Annotated in this window: 11 protein-coding genes and 1 tRNA gene; 11 read left to right on the top strand and 1 reads right to left on the bottom strand. The window is 70.3% G+C overall.

From position 1 onward, the window contains the following. The 11 genes from dnaA to GR130_RS00055 all read left to right on the top strand — a co-directional run. The coding region (dnaA, locus tag GR130_RS00005; protein ID WP_201304757.1) for a chromosomal replication initiator protein DnaA at window positions 1–1866 on the top strand (1866 nt) is incomplete at its 5' end. Between the two features lie 1023 nt (window positions 1867–2889). Further along, on the top strand, window positions 2890–4020 hold the full coding sequence (gene dnaN, locus GR130_RS00010) for a DNA polymerase III subunit beta (RefSeq protein ID WP_030412281.1): 1131 nt from the start codon (window positions 2890–2892) through the stop codon (window positions 4018–4020). Window positions 4021–4166: 146 nt separating this feature from the next. Further along, window positions 4167–5045, top strand: coding sequence for a phosphogluconate dehydrogenase (NAD(+)-dependent, decarboxylating) (gene gnd / locus GR130_RS00015; RefSeq protein ID WP_159502804.1), 879 nt, complete (start codon window positions 4167–4169; stop codon window positions 5043–5045). A gap of 42 nt (window positions 5046–5087) precedes the next feature. Next, window positions 5088–6224, top strand: coding sequence for a DNA replication/repair protein RecF (gene recF / locus GR130_RS00020; RefSeq protein WP_159502806.1), 1137 nt, complete (start codon window positions 5088–5090; stop codon window positions 6222–6224). After that, on the top strand, window positions 6221–6754 hold the full coding sequence (locus GR130_RS00025; RefSeq protein ID WP_159502808.1) for a DUF721 domain-containing protein: 534 nt from the start codon (window positions 6221–6223) through the stop codon (window positions 6752–6754). The genes recF and GR130_RS00025 overlap by 4 nt, the downstream gene beginning before the upstream one ends. A gap of 435 nt (window positions 6755–7189) precedes the next feature. After that, entirely contained in the window at window positions 7190–9220 is a 2031-nt protein-coding gene (gyrB, locus tag GR130_RS00030; protein WP_159502810.1) for a DNA topoisomerase (ATP-hydrolyzing) subunit B, read from the top strand. Window positions 9221–9270: 50 nt separating this feature from the next. Next, window positions 9271–11895: a DNA gyrase subunit A gene (gene gyrA, locus GR130_RS00035; protein ID WP_159502812.1), complete on the top strand. Its 2625-nt coding sequence runs from the start codon at window positions 9271–9273 to the stop codon at window positions 11893–11895. 14 nt (window positions 11896–11909) lie between these two features. Further along, the gene (locus tag GR130_RS00040) at window positions 11910–12614 is read left to right on the top strand and encodes a DUF3566 domain-containing protein (protein WP_443043497.1); all 705 of its coding nucleotides are present in this window, start codon (window positions 11910–11912) and stop codon (window positions 12612–12614) included. A gap of 88 nt (window positions 12615–12702) precedes the next feature. Continuing rightward, window positions 12703–12776: transfer RNA gene (locus GR130_RS00045), tRNA-Ile, on the top strand. 229 nt (window positions 12777–13005) lie between these two features. Then, window positions 13006–13140 (top strand): DLW-39 family protein, encoded by a 135-nt coding sequence (locus GR130_RS40150; protein WP_003958712.1) that lies wholly within the window; start codon window positions 13006–13008, stop codon window positions 13138–13140. 185 nt (window positions 13141–13325) lie between these two features. Then, a complete protein-coding gene (locus tag GR130_RS00055) occupies window positions 13326–14738 on the top strand; it encodes a hypothetical protein (protein ID WP_201304758.1) in 1413 nt (470 codons plus the stop codon). A 367-nt stretch (window positions 14739–15105) separates the two neighbouring features. Here GR130_RS00055 and GR130_RS00060 read toward each other — a convergent pair whose 3' ends face one another. Next, window positions 15106–16488, bottom strand: coding sequence for a serine/threonine-protein kinase (locus tag GR130_RS00060; protein ID WP_159502815.1), 1383 nt, complete (start codon window positions 16486–16488; stop codon window positions 15106–15108). Window positions 16489–16536 lie beyond the last annotated feature (48 nt).

Genomic DNA, 16536 nt, shown 5'->3' on the forward strand with positions numbered 1-16536 from the left:
GTGTGGCCACGCGTACTCGATCATCTCCTCCGGGCCGAGGCCGACGGCCTCAAGCCGAAGGACCAGGACTGGCTCAAGCGCACCCAGCCGCTGGCGCTGGTCGCCGACACCGCACTGCTCGCCGTGCCCAACGAATTCGCCAAGGGCGTCCTCGAAGGCCGGCTGGCGCCGCTGATCGGGGAGGCGCTCAGCCATGAGTGCGGCCGGCCGATCCGGATCGCGATCACCGTCGACGACTCCTCCGAGGAGCCCCCGGCCCAGCAGCCCGCGCCGCAGCAGCCACAGCACCCGCAGACGCAGCAGCACCAGCACGACGCGTACGACGGCTACGACGGGCGGCACGAGACCCGGCACGGCTACGGGCGCCAAGGCGACGACCTGCCCTCGGTGCGTCCCGCGTATCCCGATTACCCGCAGCCCCGGCACGAGCCCGGGACCTGGCCCCAGCACTCCGCCGTCGACGCGGTCGGCCCGCGCGAGGAGTACGGCTGGCAGCAGCAGCACCTCAGCGGCTACCCCGACCGCGACCCGTCCGCGGAGCAGTGGCGCGAGCCGTACGCCTCCCCGCAGCCGCCGCACCTCCAGCACCCACAGCACCCACAGCATCAGCAGCCGAACGACTACCGCGCGCAGGCGCCCGACCGCAGCGGGCCGCCGCGGCACGGCGAGGGCCCGCGCTCCCCTTATGACCAGCAGCGCCGCGATCACTCCGAAATCCCGCCGCACGGCCCCAACGGCCGGCCGGGCGGCCCCGGCGGCACACTGCCCGCGCCCAGTGGCGCGCCCGGTCCGCTCGCCGCGCAGCCCGCGCCGGCGACCGGTCCCGGGGAGCCGACCGCGCGGCTGAACCCCAAGTACCTCTTCGACACCTTCGTCATCGGTGCCTCCAACCGCTTCGCGCACGCCGCGGCGGTCGCGGTCGCCGAGGCGCCGGCCAAGGCGTACAACCCGCTGTTCATCTACGGGGAGTCGGGGCTGGGCAAGACCCACCTGCTGCACGCCATCGGGCACTACGCGCGGAGTCTGTATCCCGGCACCCGGGTGCGGTACGTGAGCTCGGAGGAGTTCACCAACGAGTTCATCAACTCCATCCGCGACGGCAAGGCGGACGCGTTCCGCAAGCGCTACCGGGACATGGACATCCTGCTCGTCGACGACATCCAGTTCCTGGCGAGCAAGGAGTCGACGCAGGAGGAGTTCTTCCACACCTTCAACACGCTGCACAACGCGAACAAGCAGATCGTGCTCTCCAGCGACCGGCCGCCCAAGCAGCTGGTCACCCTTGAGGACCGGCTGCGCAACCGCTTCGAGTGGGGTCTGATCACCGACGTCCAGCCGCCGGAGCTGGAGACCCGGATCGCGATCCTGCGCAAGAAGGCTGTGCAGGAGCAGCTGAACGCGCCGCCGGAGGTGCTGGAGTTCATCGCGTCCCGGATCTCGCGCAACATCCGCGAGCTGGAGGGCGCGCTGATCCGGGTCACCGCGTTCGCGTCGCTGAACCGGCAGCCGGTGGACCTGGGGCTCACCGAGATCGTGCTGAAGGACCTGATCCCCGGCGGCGAGGACGCCGCGCCGGAGATCACCGCGACGGCGATCATGGCGTCGACCGCCGACTACTTCGGGCTGACCATCGACGACCTGTGCGGATCCTCGCGCAGCCGGGTGCTGGTGACGGCCCGCCAGATCGCGATGTACCTGTGCCGGGAGCTGACCGACCTCTCGCTGCCAAAGATCGGCGCCCAGTTCGGCGGGCGCGACCACACGACCGTGATGCACGCCGACCGCAAGATCCGCGCGCTGATGGCCGAGCGGCGCTCCATCTACAACCAGGTCACCGAGCTGACCAACCGCATCAAGAACGGCTGACGGGCGGCGCTCGCCGCCGGCTGCCACAGGCGCGCCAGGGCGCTCCGGGACCGGCTCCCGGAGCGCCCTTCGCCGTACGGGAGACAGCGGTGCGCCGGGACGCCGGCGGCCGCTGTACGGGAGCGCCGTGCCGCGGGTGCTCGGGCGGTCGCAAGCCGCTGTGAGGTCCCGGTGAGCTCCTGATGAAGCCCGCCCCGAGGGTTCCGGGCCGCTTTCCGGGACTGTCCGGCACGGTCCGCCGCCGTCCCAAACCTGTGGAGCGCACCGTCTCTGTTCGATTCCCGGCCCGGTCACGGCCTCTCTCCACAGATTGGGCAAGAATCTTCCGTCCACACCCTGGGGAGAGGAAAGTTATCCCTGTGGGATCCACAGGCCGGTGTTCTGACGGGCCATCGGACAAGGTCAGCGGCGTGTGGAATTGTGGCCAACCGTGATCCACAGGTTGTGGACAGAGATCTCGTCCACAGGGCTGGGGTCGGCTTGTCCACCGGCAACCCACAGGTCAGCCGCGGTTGTCCCCAGTGATCCCCGGCTTCTCCACACCCCTGTCCACTGTTCGGCAACGCGACACCCCGCCTCACCGCGCCGAGTGAAAGCGGTCACACCAAGGTGGTGGGTTGGGCTGTGGGGAACGTGGGTAAACCTGGGGACGGCACTGGGGAGAAGTAGCCCTGCCCTGTGCATCGGGTGTGCAGAACTTCGGGCGGTCCACAGAAGAGGCCGCTTATCCACGGCTGCCACCCACAGGAGCAGTGGACAAAAAATCCGCGTTGACCTGCGCAAAGGCAGTTGTCCACGGTTTCCACAGGCCCTACTACTACGACCACGGATATCTACCGGGGAATTCGCTCGGAAACGGGGCCTGTGCACAACTCGCCTCCGGAGCGCCCGGCACCGGTCGAGCCGACTTGACCCCGAGCCGCACCGAGTGTCGGTGGCGTGCGTCAGACTGGTCTCCGGCAACTCAGCCGACGACGAAGAGCCAGCAGGGCGAGAGCCAGCAACAGCAGGAGGCGGTTTCCGGTGAAGATCCGGGTGGAGCGCGATGTACTCGCGGAGGCAGTGGCTTGGGCGGCCAAGAGCCTCCCGGCCCGTCCGCCGGTGCCCGTCCTCGCGGGCCTGCTGCTGAAGGCGGAGGACGGCGCGCTGAGCCTCTCCGGCTTCGACTACGAGGTCTCGGCGCGGGTCTCGGTGGAGGCCGAGGTGGAAGAAGAGGGCACGGTCCTCGTCTCCGGCCGGCTGCTCGCCGACATCTGCCGGGCCCTGCCCAACCGCCCGGTGGAGATTTCCACCGACGGTGTACGGGTGACCGTGGTCTGCGGCTCCTCGCGCTTCACCCTCCACACCCTGCCTGTGGAGGAGTACCCGTCGCTGCCCGCGATGCCCACCGCCACCGGCACGGTTCCCGGAGAGGTCTTCGCCGCTGCCGCCGCCCAGGTCGCCATCGCCGCCGGCCGCGACGACACGCTTCCGGTGCTCACCGGCGTCCGGATCGAGATCGAGGGCGACACGGTCACCCTGGCCTCCACCGACCGCTACCGCTTCGCGGTGCGCGAGTTCCTGTGGAAGCCGGAGAGCCCGGACGCCTCCGCGGTCGCGCTGGTGCCCGCCAAGACGCTGCTGGACACCGCCAAGTCCCTGAGCAGCGGCGACACCGTCACCCTGGCGCTGTCCGGCTCCGGGCAGGGCGAGGGCCTGATCGGTTTCGAGGGCGCCGGGCGGCGGACCACGACCCGCCTGCTGGAAGGCGACCTGCCGAAGTACCGGACGCTTTTCCCGACCGAGTTCAACTCGGTCGCGGTGATCGAGACCGCCCCGTTCGTCGAGGCCGTCAAGCGTGTGGCGCTGGTCGCCGAGCGGAACACCCCGGTGCGGCTGAGCTTCGAGCAGGGCGTGCTGATCCTGGAGGCCGGCTCCAGCGACGATGCACAGGCTGTGGAGCGGGTGGACGCCGACCTGGACGGCGACGACATCTCGATCGCCTTCAACCCGGGCTTCCTCCTGGAGGGCTTGTCGGCCATCGACTCCCCTGTGGCGCAGCTGTCGTTCACGACGTCGACCAAGCCCGCGCTGCTGAGCGGGCGCCCGGCCAAGGACGCCGAGGCGGACGACGCGTACAAGTACCTGATCATGCCCGTCCGGCTCTCGGGCTGACCCGTGCGGCGCCGCTCGTCAGGGCCCTTCTGCCGACTGGCTGACAGGCCCTGATGAGCGGCTGAGCCCACAGCTGTGCACGGGGCCGCGGGCGTAGGCTCGGACTCAGGTACGACAGCAACGACTACGTGCAAAGAGGGTCTCTGATGGAGCTCGGTCTCGTCGGTCTCGGCAAGATGGGCGGCAATATGCGCGAGCGCATTCGCCGCGCCGGCCACACCGTCATCGGATACGACCGCAACCCCGACCTGGCCGATGTGGACAGCCTCAAGGAGCTTGTGGACAAGCTCAAGGGCCCGCGGGTGGTCTGGGTCATGGTTCCGGCCGGTGCCGCCACCCAGGCGACGATCGATGAGCTGGCGGAGCTGCTCTCGCCCGGCGACATCGTCGTGGACGGCGGCAACTCCCGCTGGACCGACGACGAGAAGCACGCCGAGGAGCTGGCCGCCAAGGGCATCGGCTTCGTGGACTGCGGTGTCTCCGGCGGCGTCTGGGGCCTGGAGAACGGCTACGCCCTGATGTACGGCGGCGACAAGGAGAACGTCGCCAAGGTGCAGCCGATCTTCGACGCCCTCAAGCCCGAGGGAGAATTCGGCTCCGTCCACGCCGGCAAGGTGGGCGCGGGCCACTTCGCGAAGATGGTCCACAACGGCATCGAGTACGCGATGATGCAGGCGTACGCCGAGGGCTGGGAGCTGCTGGAGGCGGTCGACTCGGTCACCGACGTGCGGGAGATCTTCCGCTCCTGGCAGGAGGGCACGGTCATCCGCTCCTGGCTGCTGGACCTGGCCGTCAACGCCCTCGACGAGGACGAGCACCTGGACAAGCTCCGCGGTTATGCAGAGGACTCCGGTGAGGGCCGCTGGACCGTGGAGGCAGCCATCGACAACGCCGTACCGCTGCCCGCGATCACGGCGTCGCTGTTCGCGCGCTTCTCGTCCCGGCAGGACGACTCCCCGCAGATGAAGATGATCGCCGCGCTGCGCAACCAGTTCGGTGGCCACGCGGTCGAGAGCAAGAAGTAAGCAGCAACCAGCTCAGCAGCCGGGGGAGGTCGGCGCGTAGCTATGCACGTATCGCATCTGTCGCTCGCCGACTTCCGCTCGTACGCCCGGGTCGAGGTCCCGCTCGACCCGGGCGTCACGGCTTTTGTCGGCCCCAACGGGCAGGGCAAGACGAATCTCGTCGAGGCGGTCGGCTATCTGGCCACGCTCGGCAGCCACCGGGTCGCGTCGGATGCGCCGCTGGTGCGGATGGGCGCGGACCGGGCGATCATCCGGGCCGCGGTCGTCCAGGGCGAGCGGCAGCAGCTGGTGGAGCTGGAGCTCAATCCGGGCAGGGCGAACCGCGCCCGGATCAACAGATCGTCGCAGGTCAGGCCGCGCGATGTGCTGGGGATCGTACAGACGGTGCTGTTCGCGCCGGAGGATCTGGCGCTGGTCAAGGGCGACCCGGGCGAGCGCCGGCGGTTCCTCGACGAGCTGATCACCGCCCGTTCGCCGCGGATGGCGGGGGTGCGTTCCGACTACGACCGCGTCCTCAAGCAGCGCAACACCCTGCTGAAGACGGCGGCGCTGGCCCGTCGGCACGGTGGCCGGCAGATGGACCTGTCGACGCTGGACGTCTGGGACCAGCATCTGGCCCGCGCGGGGGCCGAACTGCTCGCGCAGCGGCTCGACTTGATCGCCACGCTGCGCCCGCTGGCGGACAAGGCGTACGAGCAACTGGCGCCGGGCGGCGGGCCGCTGGGGCTGGAGTACCGCGGTTCCGCGGGCGAGGCGATGGCAGCCGCGGCGAACCGCGAAGAGCTGTACGGCGTGCTGCTGGCAGCGCTGGGCGAGGCCCGCAAGAGCGAGATCGAGCGCGGTGTGACCCTGGTCGGGCCGCACCGCGACGATCTGCTGCTGAAGCTGGGGCAGTTGCCGGCGAAGGGCTATGCCAGCCACGGCGAGTCCTGGTCGTACGCGCTGGCGCTGCGCCTGGCGTCGTACGAGCTGCTGCGGGCCGAGGGCAATGAGCCGGTGCTCGTTCTCGACGATGTCTTCGCCGAGCTGGACGCGCGGCGAAGGGAGCGGCTGGCGGAGTTGGTCGCGCCGGGCGAGCAGGTGCTGGTGACGGCGGCGGTGGACGACGATGTGCCGGGGGTGCTGATCGGGGCGCGTTACGCGGTGTCCGACGGCGCCGTGGAGAAGGTGGACCGGTGACCGAACCGCAGCCGGAGCGCCCCAGGACTCCTGAGCTGTCAGGTGTGGATCTGGCTCGTCAGGCGCTGGTCGCCGCCAAGGAGCAGGCCCGCGCCCGGGGCGCCGCGGCGCAGCAGAAGAAGCAGGCCCGGCGCGGCGGGCTGCGTTCGGGTGCGCGGGCGGACGGCCGCGATCCACTGTCGCTGGGTGCGGCGATCAACCGGCTGATCACCGAGCGCGGCTGGGAGACCCCGGCGGCGGTCGGCGGGGTGATGGGCCGTTGGCCGCAACTGGTGGGGCCCGAGGTGGCGCAGCACTGCGAGCCGCAGAGGTACGACGAAGACGCCCGCGTGCTGACCGTGCAGTGCGATTCGACGGCCTGGGCGACGCAGCTGCGGCTGCTGGCGCCGCAGCTGGTGGCCCGGCTGAATCAGGACCTGGGCCATGGCACGGTCAAGATGATCAAGGTGCTGGGGCCAGGCGGCCCCGCCCGCCGGTACGGGGCGCTGCGGGCGCCCGGCAGCAAGGGCCCCGGCGACACCTATGGCTAGATCCCGGCGCGAGGAGATCCCGGCGCGAGGTGGGGGCGGTGTTTCACGTGAAACACCGCCCCCACCTCGCTGTCCGGGCCGTTTCACGTGAAACGGATCGGGCGGCGGGACGGGGCGTAGGGCGCTTGTAAACACGTGTGACGCATGAGACTCCGTAAACGGTAGCCGGCGGTTGACATCCCGAAGCGCTGAGTGCCCGTTTGAGCGTCCTGGGGCCCCTTCTCGCATATGGGGAGTCGGCGGACGTCAGTTCAGGGCGGCACATGACGACTCAGGCGCCTGCAAACCCCCATGAGTGTCCGCGCTACCGGTAGACTGGTAGACAATCCCGCCCACTCGCGGAACATGTCGAACGACGAGCCGCTCCCGCCTGTCTTCCCAGGGGTCCTCCCCGCAGGTGCGGAAGGGCTCGTGCTGTGCCAGAAAGGGCGCTTCGTGGCCGACTCCGGCGACCTCAACGAGAACAACATGGCTTCTACCGAAGAAGGGGTTCCCGCAGGTGCCGTGGGCGACTCCTCGGTGGAGAAGTCGTACGACGCCAGCGCGATCACCGTCCTTGAGGGCCTGGACGCGGTTCGCAAGCGCCCCGGCATGTACATCGGCTCGACGGGCGAACGCGGTCTGCACCACCTCGTGTACGAGGTCGTGGACAACTCGGTCGACGAGGCGCTGGCCGGGCATGCGGACACCATCGACGTGACGATCCTGGCCGACGGCGGTGTCCGCGTCGTCGACAACGGCCGCGGTATCCCCGTCGACATCGTGCCGTCCGAGAACAAGCCGGCCGTCGAGGTCGTGCTGACGGTGCTGCACGCCGGCGGCAAGTTCGGCGGCGGCGGCTACGCGGTCTCCGGTGGTCTGCACGGCGTGGGTGTCTCCGTCGTGAACGCGCTGTCCTCGCGGGTCGCCGTCGACGTCCGCCGGGACGGCTACCGCTGGGCGCAGGACTACAAGCTCGGTGTGCCGACCGCGCCGCTGGCCAAGCACGAGGCCACCGAGGAGTCCGGCACCTCGGTCACGTTCTGGGCCGACGGCGACATCTTCGAGACGACCGAGTACAGCTTCGAGACGCTGTCCCGGCGCTTCCAGGAGATGGCGTTCCTCAACAAGGGTCTGACGATCGCGCTGAAGGACGAGCGCACGGACCACGTCGACGAGGACGGCAACCCGCTCTCGGTCCGGTACCACTACGAGGGCGGCATCGTCGACTTCGTGAAGTACCTGAACTCGCGCAAGGGCGAGCTGGTGCACCCGAGCGTGATCGGGGTGGACGCCGAGGACAAGGAGCGGATGCTCTCGGTCGAGATCGCGATGCAGTGGAACACCCAGTACAGCGAGGGTGTCTACAGCTTCGCCAACACCATCCACACCCACGAGGGCGGCACCCACGAAGAGGGCTTCCGCGCCGCGCTGACGGGTCTGATCAACCGTTACGCCCGCGACAAGAAGCTGCTGCGCGAGAAGGACGACAACCTCACGGGTGAGGACATCCGCGAGGGTCTGACGGCGATCATCTCGGTCAAGCTCGGCGAGCCGCAGTTCGAGGGCCAGACCAAGACCAAGCTGGGCAACACCGAGGCCAAGACCTTCGTCCAGAAGGTCGTGCACGAGCACCTCACCGACTGGCTGGACCGCAACCCCAACGAGGCCGCGGACATCATCCGCAAGGGCATCCAGGCGGCGACGGCGCGGGTCGCGGCCCGCAAGGCGCGCGATCTGACCCGCCGCAAGGGGCTGCTGGAGACGGCGTCGCTGCCCGGAAAGCTGAGCGACTGCCAGTCCAACGACCCGACGAAGTGCGAGATCTTCATCGTCGAGGGTGACTCCGCCGGCGGTTCGGCCAAGTCCGGCCGCAACCCGGAGTACCAGGCGATCCTCCCGATCCGCGGCAAGATCCTCAACGTCGAGAAGGCCCGGGTCGACAAGATCCTCCAGAACAACGAGGTCCAGGCGCTGATCTCGGCCTTCGGCACCGGAGTCCACGAGGACTTCGACATCGAGAAGCTCCGCTACCACAAGATCATTCTGATGGCGGACGCCGATGTCGACGGCCAGCACATCAACACCCTGCTGCTCACCTTCCTGTTCCGCTTCATGCGTCCGCTGGTCGAGGCCGGGCACGTCTACCTCTCGCGCCCGCCGCTGTACAAGATCAAGTGGGGCCGCGACGACTTCGAGTACGCCTACTCAGACCGCGAGCGGGACGCGCTGATCGAGCTCGGCAAGCAGAACGGCAAGCGGATCCGCGAGGACTCCATCCAGCGGTTCAAGGGTCTCGGCGAGATGAACGCCGAGGAGCTGCGCATCACGACCATGGACACCGACCACCGTGTCCTCGGCCAGGTCTCGCTGGACGACGCGGCCCGCGCGGACGACCTGTTCTCCGTGCTGATGGGTGAGGACGTCGAGGCACGCCGCTCCTTCATCCAGCGCAACGCCAAGGACGTCCGCTTCCTCGACATCTGAGCCCTGTCGGCCCGAACAACAGCCGCAGCTCGAAAGGACTTTGAACCACCATGGCCGACGAGAACCCCCCTGTGACCCCTGACGGCGTGACCGCCGAGGGCGCGCCCGCCACCATCGAAGGCGTCGGGATGCGCGTCGAGCCCGTCGGGCTCGAAACGGAGATGCAGCGCTCGTACCTCGACTACGCGATGTCCGTCATCGTGTCGCGTGCGCTGCCCGACGTCCGCGACGGCCTCAAGCCGGTGCACCGCCGCGTGCTCTACGCGATGTACGACGGCGGCTACCGCCCCGAGAAGGGCTTCTACAAGTGCGCCCGCGTCGTCGGCGACGTCATGGGTACGTACCACCCGCACGGCGACACCTCCATCTACGACGCGCTGGTCCGCCTCGCGCAGCCGTGGTCGATGCGGATGCCGCTGGTCGACTCCAACGGCAACTTCGGCTCCCCGGGCAACGACCCGGCCGCGGCCATGCGGTACACCGAGTGCAAGATGAAGCAGCTGTCGATGGAGATGCTCCGGGACATCGACGAGGAGACCGTCGACTTCCAGGACAACTACGACGGCCGCAACCAGGAGCCGACGGTCCTGCCGTCCCGCTTCCCCAACCTGCTGATCAACGGCTCGGCCGGTATCGCCGTCGGTATGGCCACCAACATCCCGCCGCACAACCTCCGTGAGGTCGCGGACGGCGCGCAGTGGGCGCTGGCCCACCCCGAGGCGTCCAGCGAGGAGCTGCTGGACGCGCTGATCGAGCGGGTCAAGGGCCCGGACTTCCCCACCGGCGCGCTGGTGGTGGGCCGCAAGGGCATCGAGGAGGCGTACCGCACCGGCCGCGGCTCGATCACGATGCGCGCGGTGGTGGCGGTCGAGGAGATCCAGAACCGCCAGTGCCTGGTGGTCACCGAGCTGCCCTACCAGGTCAACCCGGACAACCTCGCACAGAAGATCGCCGACCTGGTCAAGGACGGCAAGATCGGCGGCATCGCGGACGTCCGCGACGAGACCTCCTCCCGTACCGGCCAGCGGCTGGTCATCGTCCTCAAGCGGGACGCGGTCGCCAAGGTCGTCCTCAACAACCTCTACAAGCACACCGATCTGCAGACCAACTTCGGCGCGAACATGCTCGCACTGGTCGACGGGGTGCCGCGCACGCTCTCCCTGGACGCGTTCATCCGCAACTGGGTCACGCACCAGATCGAGGTCATCGTCCGCCGGACGAAGTTCCGGCTGCGCAAGGCCGAGGAGCGGGCGCACATCCTGCGCGGTCTGCTCAAGGCGCTGGACGCCATCGACGAGGTCATCGCGCTGATCCGGCGCAGCGACACGGTCGAGACCGCCCGCGAGGGCCTGATGGGCCTGCTGGCCATCGACGAGATCCAGGCGAACGCGATCCTGGAGATGCAGCTGCGCCGGCTGGCCGCCCTGGAGCGCCAGAAGATCACCGCCGAGCACGACGAGCTCCAGCGCAAGATCAGCGAGTACAACGCGATCCTGGCCTCCCCGGAGCGCCAGCGCCAGATCATCAGCGAGGAACTGGCCGCGATCGTCGAGAAGTTCGGCGACGACCGGCGCAGCATGCTGGTGCCCTTCGAGGGCGACATGTCCATCGAGGACCTGATCGCCGAAGAGGACATCGTCGTCACGATCTCCCGTGGCGGCTATGTGAAGCGGACGAAGACCGACGACTACCGTTCGCAGAAGCGCGGCGGCAAGGGCGTACGGGGCACCAAGCTCAAGGAAGACGACATCGTCGACCACTTCTTCGTCTCCACCACCCACCACTGGCTGCTGTTCTTCACCAACAAGGGCCGGGTCTACCGCGCCAAGGCGTACGAACTCCCGGACGCCGGGCGGGACGCGCGGGGCCAGCACGTGGCCAATCTGCTGGCCTTCCAGCCGGACGAGCAGATCGCGCAGATCCTGGCGATCCGCGACTACGAGGCGGCGCCGTACCTGGTCCTCGCCACGAAGGCCGGCCTGGTCAAGAAGACCCCGCTCAAGGACTACGACTCGCCCCGCTCCGGCGGCGTGATCGCGATCAACCTCCGCGAGCGGGAGGACGGCACGGACGACGAGCTGATCGGCGCCGAGCTGGTCTCGGACACCGACGACCTGCTGCTGATCAGCAAGAAGGCGCAGTCGATCCGGTTCACCGCGACCGACGAGGCGCTGCGCCCGATGGGCCGGGCCACCTCGGGTGTGAAGGGCATGAGCTTCCGCGAGGGCGACGAGCTGCTCTCGATGAACGTGGTCCGGGACGGTACGTTCGTCTTCACCGCGACCGACGGCGGCTACGCCAAGCGCACCGGGGTCGACGAGTACCGCGTCCAGGGGCGCGGCGGCCTGGGGATCAAGGCCGCCAAGATCGTCGAGGACCGGGGTTCGCTGGTCGGCGCGTTGGTCGTCGAGGAGTCGGACGAGATCCTCGCGATCACGCTCGGCGGTGGCGTGATCCGGACACGGGTCAACGAGGTCCGGGAGACCGGCCGTGACACCATGGGCGTCCAACTGATCAACCTGGGCAAGCGCGATGCCGTCGTCGGCATCGCACGGAACGCCGAGGCCGGCCGGGAAGCCGAGGAGGTCGACGGGCCCGAGGGGGCCGACGAGACCGGTGCGGCGGAGGACGCCGCGCCCGTGGCGGCCGGGGGCGAGCAGCCCGCGGCGGAGTAACCGAGGAGTAGGTCGTGAGTGGAGCCACGGGCGCTGCGGCGGGCGGACCGGGAGTCGGCGAGGACTCCCCGGCGGGACCCGCAACCGTGACGGAAGACGGCGCCCGTGGCTCTTCCATGTCCGAAGGCACCGGGGACGACGGTGCCCACCAGGGAGGACCCATGGCCGATACCCGACAGCCCCAACCCCAGCCGCAGCCGCCGCAGGCCCGGACCGGCGGCCAGGTGACGCCGCAGGGCGGCGCGCAGCAGCCCTACCAGCCGCCTCAGGCGTACCGCACGGGCGGCGGGCAGGAGGGCGCCGGGCAGGCGGTGCGCAAGCCGCGTACGGGCGCCAGTACGGCCCCGAGGACGCGCAAGGCCCGGCTCCGGGTGGCGCGTACCGACCCGTGGTCGGTGATGAAGGTGAGCTTCCTGCTGTCCATCGCGCTGGGCATCTGCACGGTCGTGGCGGTGACGGTGCTGTGGATGGTGATGAACGCGATGGGCGTCTTCTCCACCGTCGGCAGGACGATCAGCGAGGCGACCGGCTCGGCGGACGGCGGCGGCCTCGATCTCCAGTCGTTCCTGTCGCTGCCGCGGGTGCTGCTGTTCACCTCCGTCATCGCGGTGATCGATGTGGTGCTGGCGACCGCGCTGGCCACGCTCGGCTCGTTCATCTACAACCTGTCGGCCGGCTTCGTCGGCGGTGTGGAGCTGACCCTCGCGGAGGACGAGTGAGACCTCGGCCGGCGGGCGGTCCCGGAGCCTCGGGAACCGATTTTGGGAACGCCTCTGAAGTGCGCTAATCTTTCGGTGCAGCGAACGAGCGGCTATAGCTCAGACGGTTAGAGCGCTTCCCTGATAAGGAAGAGGCCCCAGGTTCAAGTCCTGGTAGCCGCACCGCACCATCGGCCCGGCCGGAGACTTCTCCGGCCGGGCCGATGCTTTTGCCGGGGCGATGGGAACCGGCGGCGCCGGCGATTCGTTGTAGAGGGACGGAAGTTGAGGCCCTTCGGCGCCCGCGGAAGAGGTGTCGCCGAGTGCGGGCTAGATAACCGATCGGTATCGGCCGGTGTGTATCATCGGCCGACATAGGGTCCCCTACGTCAACGAAAGACGAGGTCGCGCGGTGAAGAAGCTTCTCCTGGTCGCACTGGCCGCCATCGGCGGGCTCCTCGTGTACCGCCAGATCCAGGCGGATCGCGCCGAGCAGGATCTGTGGACGGAGGCGACCGACTCCGTGCCCGCAGGTTCGGGTGTGTGAGACCACACGCACAGCACAGTTCGCAGGGACCCCGGTTGCCGATGGGCGGCCGGGGTTTCGTATGTCCGGGGTCGGGCAGACGGGCAGGTGAGTTTGCTAACGCACAGTATTGGATTGCAGCAGCAAAGTCCATGTCCGTGATGGTGGTGTCTGTGATGTGATCGGCGGGACGCGAGGGGGACGACATGGCACGACGACCATGCCGCGGGGCGGTGGCGGCGTTCGGGGGGCTGTTCGTGGCCCTCACCGCGGCGGTCCTCCCGGCCGCGGCGGCACCGTCCGCTGCGCCGGCCGCCGAGGGCACGGGCAGGGCGTACGACGCCCCGGGCGCCCGGGCGCTCTCCCGCCATGTGCAGCGATCCGGCCAACTCTCCGCGCCCGGCTACCGGTTCAGCGGTAAGCCGGTCCAGGGCACGGCCGACCGGCAGAGCGCGCCGGCCATCGCGCCGGGGCAGTATCTGGACAGCATCGGCCCCAACGAAGAGCGGTACTACGCCACCGACCTGGACGCGGCGTCGGCGGCCGACTTCTCGGCGACGGCGGTCCCGCCGCCCGGGGCGGCGGTCGACTCCCCGGACGCGCTGCACACCAAGGTCGTGTACGGCACGGACGGTTCCTGCGAGTCCACGACGGCGATGTTCGGGCAGCGGGAGGGAGGCGCACCGCTGACCTCGGCCGTCAGCCGGATCCCGTCGCAGCGCGGTACCAACAGCTGTGACAAGGCGGGCCGGTACTGGCTGGTCGTCGAGCGCACGGCGGCCAAGGCGGCGGGCGCCGCGCGCTGGCCGCTGGAGCTGACGTTTCACGTGGAACCACCACTGGCGAAGGGCGTCACCCCCGCCCCGTCCGAGCCGGACTACGGCGCCGGCGGCAAGGACGCCACGCTGCCCACCACCGCCCCCGAGGAGGTCTCCGGCGGCACCGGCTTCAACGACGCCCGCCTGCTGCACCAGGGCGTCTGGCAGGACAGGATCCTTCCGGCCCGGACGCTCTGGTACAAGGTGCCGGTCGGCTGGGGCCAGCAGCTGCGCTACGACGTGGAGTTCGCCAAAGAGCCCAAGGCCAAGGGCACCGTCACCAGGACGTCCTTCGGCAGCACCCAGGTCTACACGCCGTACCGGGCGCCGGTCGGCAGCGGCACCGGCCAGTTCATCCCGCAGGTGCCCTACAACGGGCGGGCGGCGTCGCTGAAGATGGGGACCGTGCCGGTCTCCTGGGCCAACCGCTACGAGACCCACCCCGACGTCATCCCCGTCCACGCCAAGGGCGACTTCTACATCGCGGTCACGCTGGGCGCCAGGGCCGCCCAGATCAGCCAGAATTCGCAGATCGACCTGGTGCTGCGGGTCGCCGTCCTGGGCAAGGAGAAGGCCGGACCGGAGGCGGCGGCGACCGCGGTCAAGAGCCTTGCCACGGGCGGGGGTTCGGGGTCCGCGGCGGGCCGCGGCGGATGGCCTGCGATCCGCGTGGCCGGGGTGTCCGTCGGCGTGGTGGGCGTCCTGCTGCTGGCCGGCCTCGGGACGTCGTACGTCTGGGCCCGCCGGAAGCCGCGGCCGGCCGGTGCGGCGGCGGATCCGCGGAAGAGCGGCTCGTGCTGAAGGGGCGGGCGGCGCCGCCCGGGGGCTCGCGGCCCTGGCAGTGCTGACCGGGCCGGCGCTCGCACCGGGCACCGTGGGCACGGCCGCGGCCGACGGCTTACCGGGCCAGGCGATGGCGCCCGACGGCACGGCGGTCAAGGGCAGCGCGGACACCGCCAACGCCCCGCAGCTCGCGCCGGGGCAGCACGCCGAGACCGTCAAGCGCGGTGAGACCAAGTACGACGCCGTCTCCCTCGGCGCCACCGGCAACGCCTACTTCTCCGCGGCCGCCGCGCCGCGGCCCGGGACCAAGGCCGCAGCCGACACAGCCGTCGCCGCGGCGCCCCGGCCCTGCCCCATCGACAGCGCCTGGCCCGCAGGCCCCGCGTCAGGCGGCGAACAGGGCCCAGAGGCCGACCGCGATGCACAGCAGCGCCACGACGAGCACCGGGATCGTGACCTTCGGGGGCGGTCCCGGTCTGCGGTCCGGGACGTCGGGACGCGGCGCCGCGGCGGAGCCCGGGGGAGGCGTCACCGGGGCGTGGGCGGCGCCCTGCGGCGGGCCGGGGAGCGGGGGCTGCCCGGTGGTGTACGGGCGGGTCGCGGACGCCTCCGGGTGGCCGGCGGCGGTCGGCTCGTAGCGGGGCATCGGGGCGGGGGTCCGCGGCGGGGTGCTCGGCGGGGCCGGGATGTTCCGGGCGGGCGGCGGTCCCGGCGGCAGCGGCGCCGGGGTCGGCGGGGTGCTCGGCTGCGGCGGGATCTGCGGCTCCGGCGGCGCGAGCTGGAAGCTCCCGGTGTCCGACAGGGAGCCGGGCCCGGCGGCGGCCGGCTCGCCGGTCCCGGAGGCGGCCACGGCCGTGCTGCCGGTCGCGCCGTCGCCGCCGGCCGGGCGCAGCGGCCCGTCCGGCCCGAATCCGGCGGGCAGCGGCCCGATGTGGTCGAAGACCTCGACGACCTCGTCCTCGATCGTCGCCTCGGGCAGCAGCTCGGCCGCCGCCAGCAGTGCCTTCCGGGCTCCCGTCGCGGTCTTGAAGCGGGCGTCCGGATCCGGGTGCACCAGTGAGGCCAGCACCTGCCACAGCGGTTCCGGTACTCCTTCGGGGGCGTTCGGTATGCCGTGGTCCGCGAAGTGCCGGATCAGCGCCTCCGCATCCGGCTTGACGCCGGTGAGCAGGGAGAGCGCGACCAGTCCGGCGGCGAACAGGTCGGTGGGGAAGTCCGGTTCGGCGCCGAGCATTTGCTCGGGCGCGAAGTAACCGGGCGTGCCCACCACGTAGTTGGTCTCGGTGAGCCGCGGCTCTCCCTTGCGCATCGCGATGCCGAAGTCGGAGAGCCGCAGATGGGGGCGGCCGGTGCCGGTCGCCTCCAGCAGGAGGTTCGCCGGTTTGATGTCCCGGTGCACCACGCCCTCGGCGTGTACGGCGGTCAGTCCGGCCAGCAGCTGGTCCATCAGGGTGCAGACCATCCGCGGCGGCAACGGGCCGTAGTCGCCGGACAGATGGGCCAGCGAGCCGCCGTGCACCAGATCCATGGTGAACAGCACTTTGTCGTCGTCCGCGGCCCAGCTCGCGGGGGCCAGCACATGCGGGTGGTCGATCCGCAGCGCCTGTTCGCGGACGAAGCGCAACAGCGTGTGCGCGTCGCTCTGCTGGAGCACTTTGGCCGCCACGTAGCGGCGCCGCCGGTGGTCCCAGGCGCGCCAGACCGCGCCCACTCCGCCCCGTCCGATCGGATCCACGAGCTCGTACCGACCGGCGAAGATCTCACCCATTGCGCCCCGTCCGCTTCTGGCTCACGAGTCCCCTGCGACCGACTCTCG

Origin of the sequence: Streptomyces sp. GS7, from assembly GCF_009834125.1 — a bacterium.
Lineage (GTDB): Bacteria > Actinomycetota > Actinomycetes > Streptomycetales > Streptomycetaceae > Streptomyces.

Coding starts and splice junctions, on each gene's coding strand:
- gnd (WP_159502804.1), top strand. CDS start 4,167: ATGGAGCTCGGTCTCGTCGGTCTCGGCAAGATGGGCGGCAATATGCGC.
- recF (WP_159502806.1), top strand. CDS start 5,088: ATGCACGTATCGCATCTGTCGCTCGCCGACTTCCGCTCGTACGCCCGG.
- gyrA (WP_159502812.1), top strand. CDS start 9,271: ATGGCCGACGAGAACCCCCCTGTGACCCCTGACGGCGTGACCGCCGAG.
- GR130_RS00055 (WP_201304758.1), top strand. CDS start 13,326: ATGGCACGACGACCATGCCGCGGGGCGGTGGCGGCGTTCGGGGGGCTG.
- GR130_RS00060 (WP_159502815.1), bottom strand. CDS start 16,488: ATGGGTGAGATCTTCGCCGGTCGGTACGAGCTCGTGGATCCGATCGGA.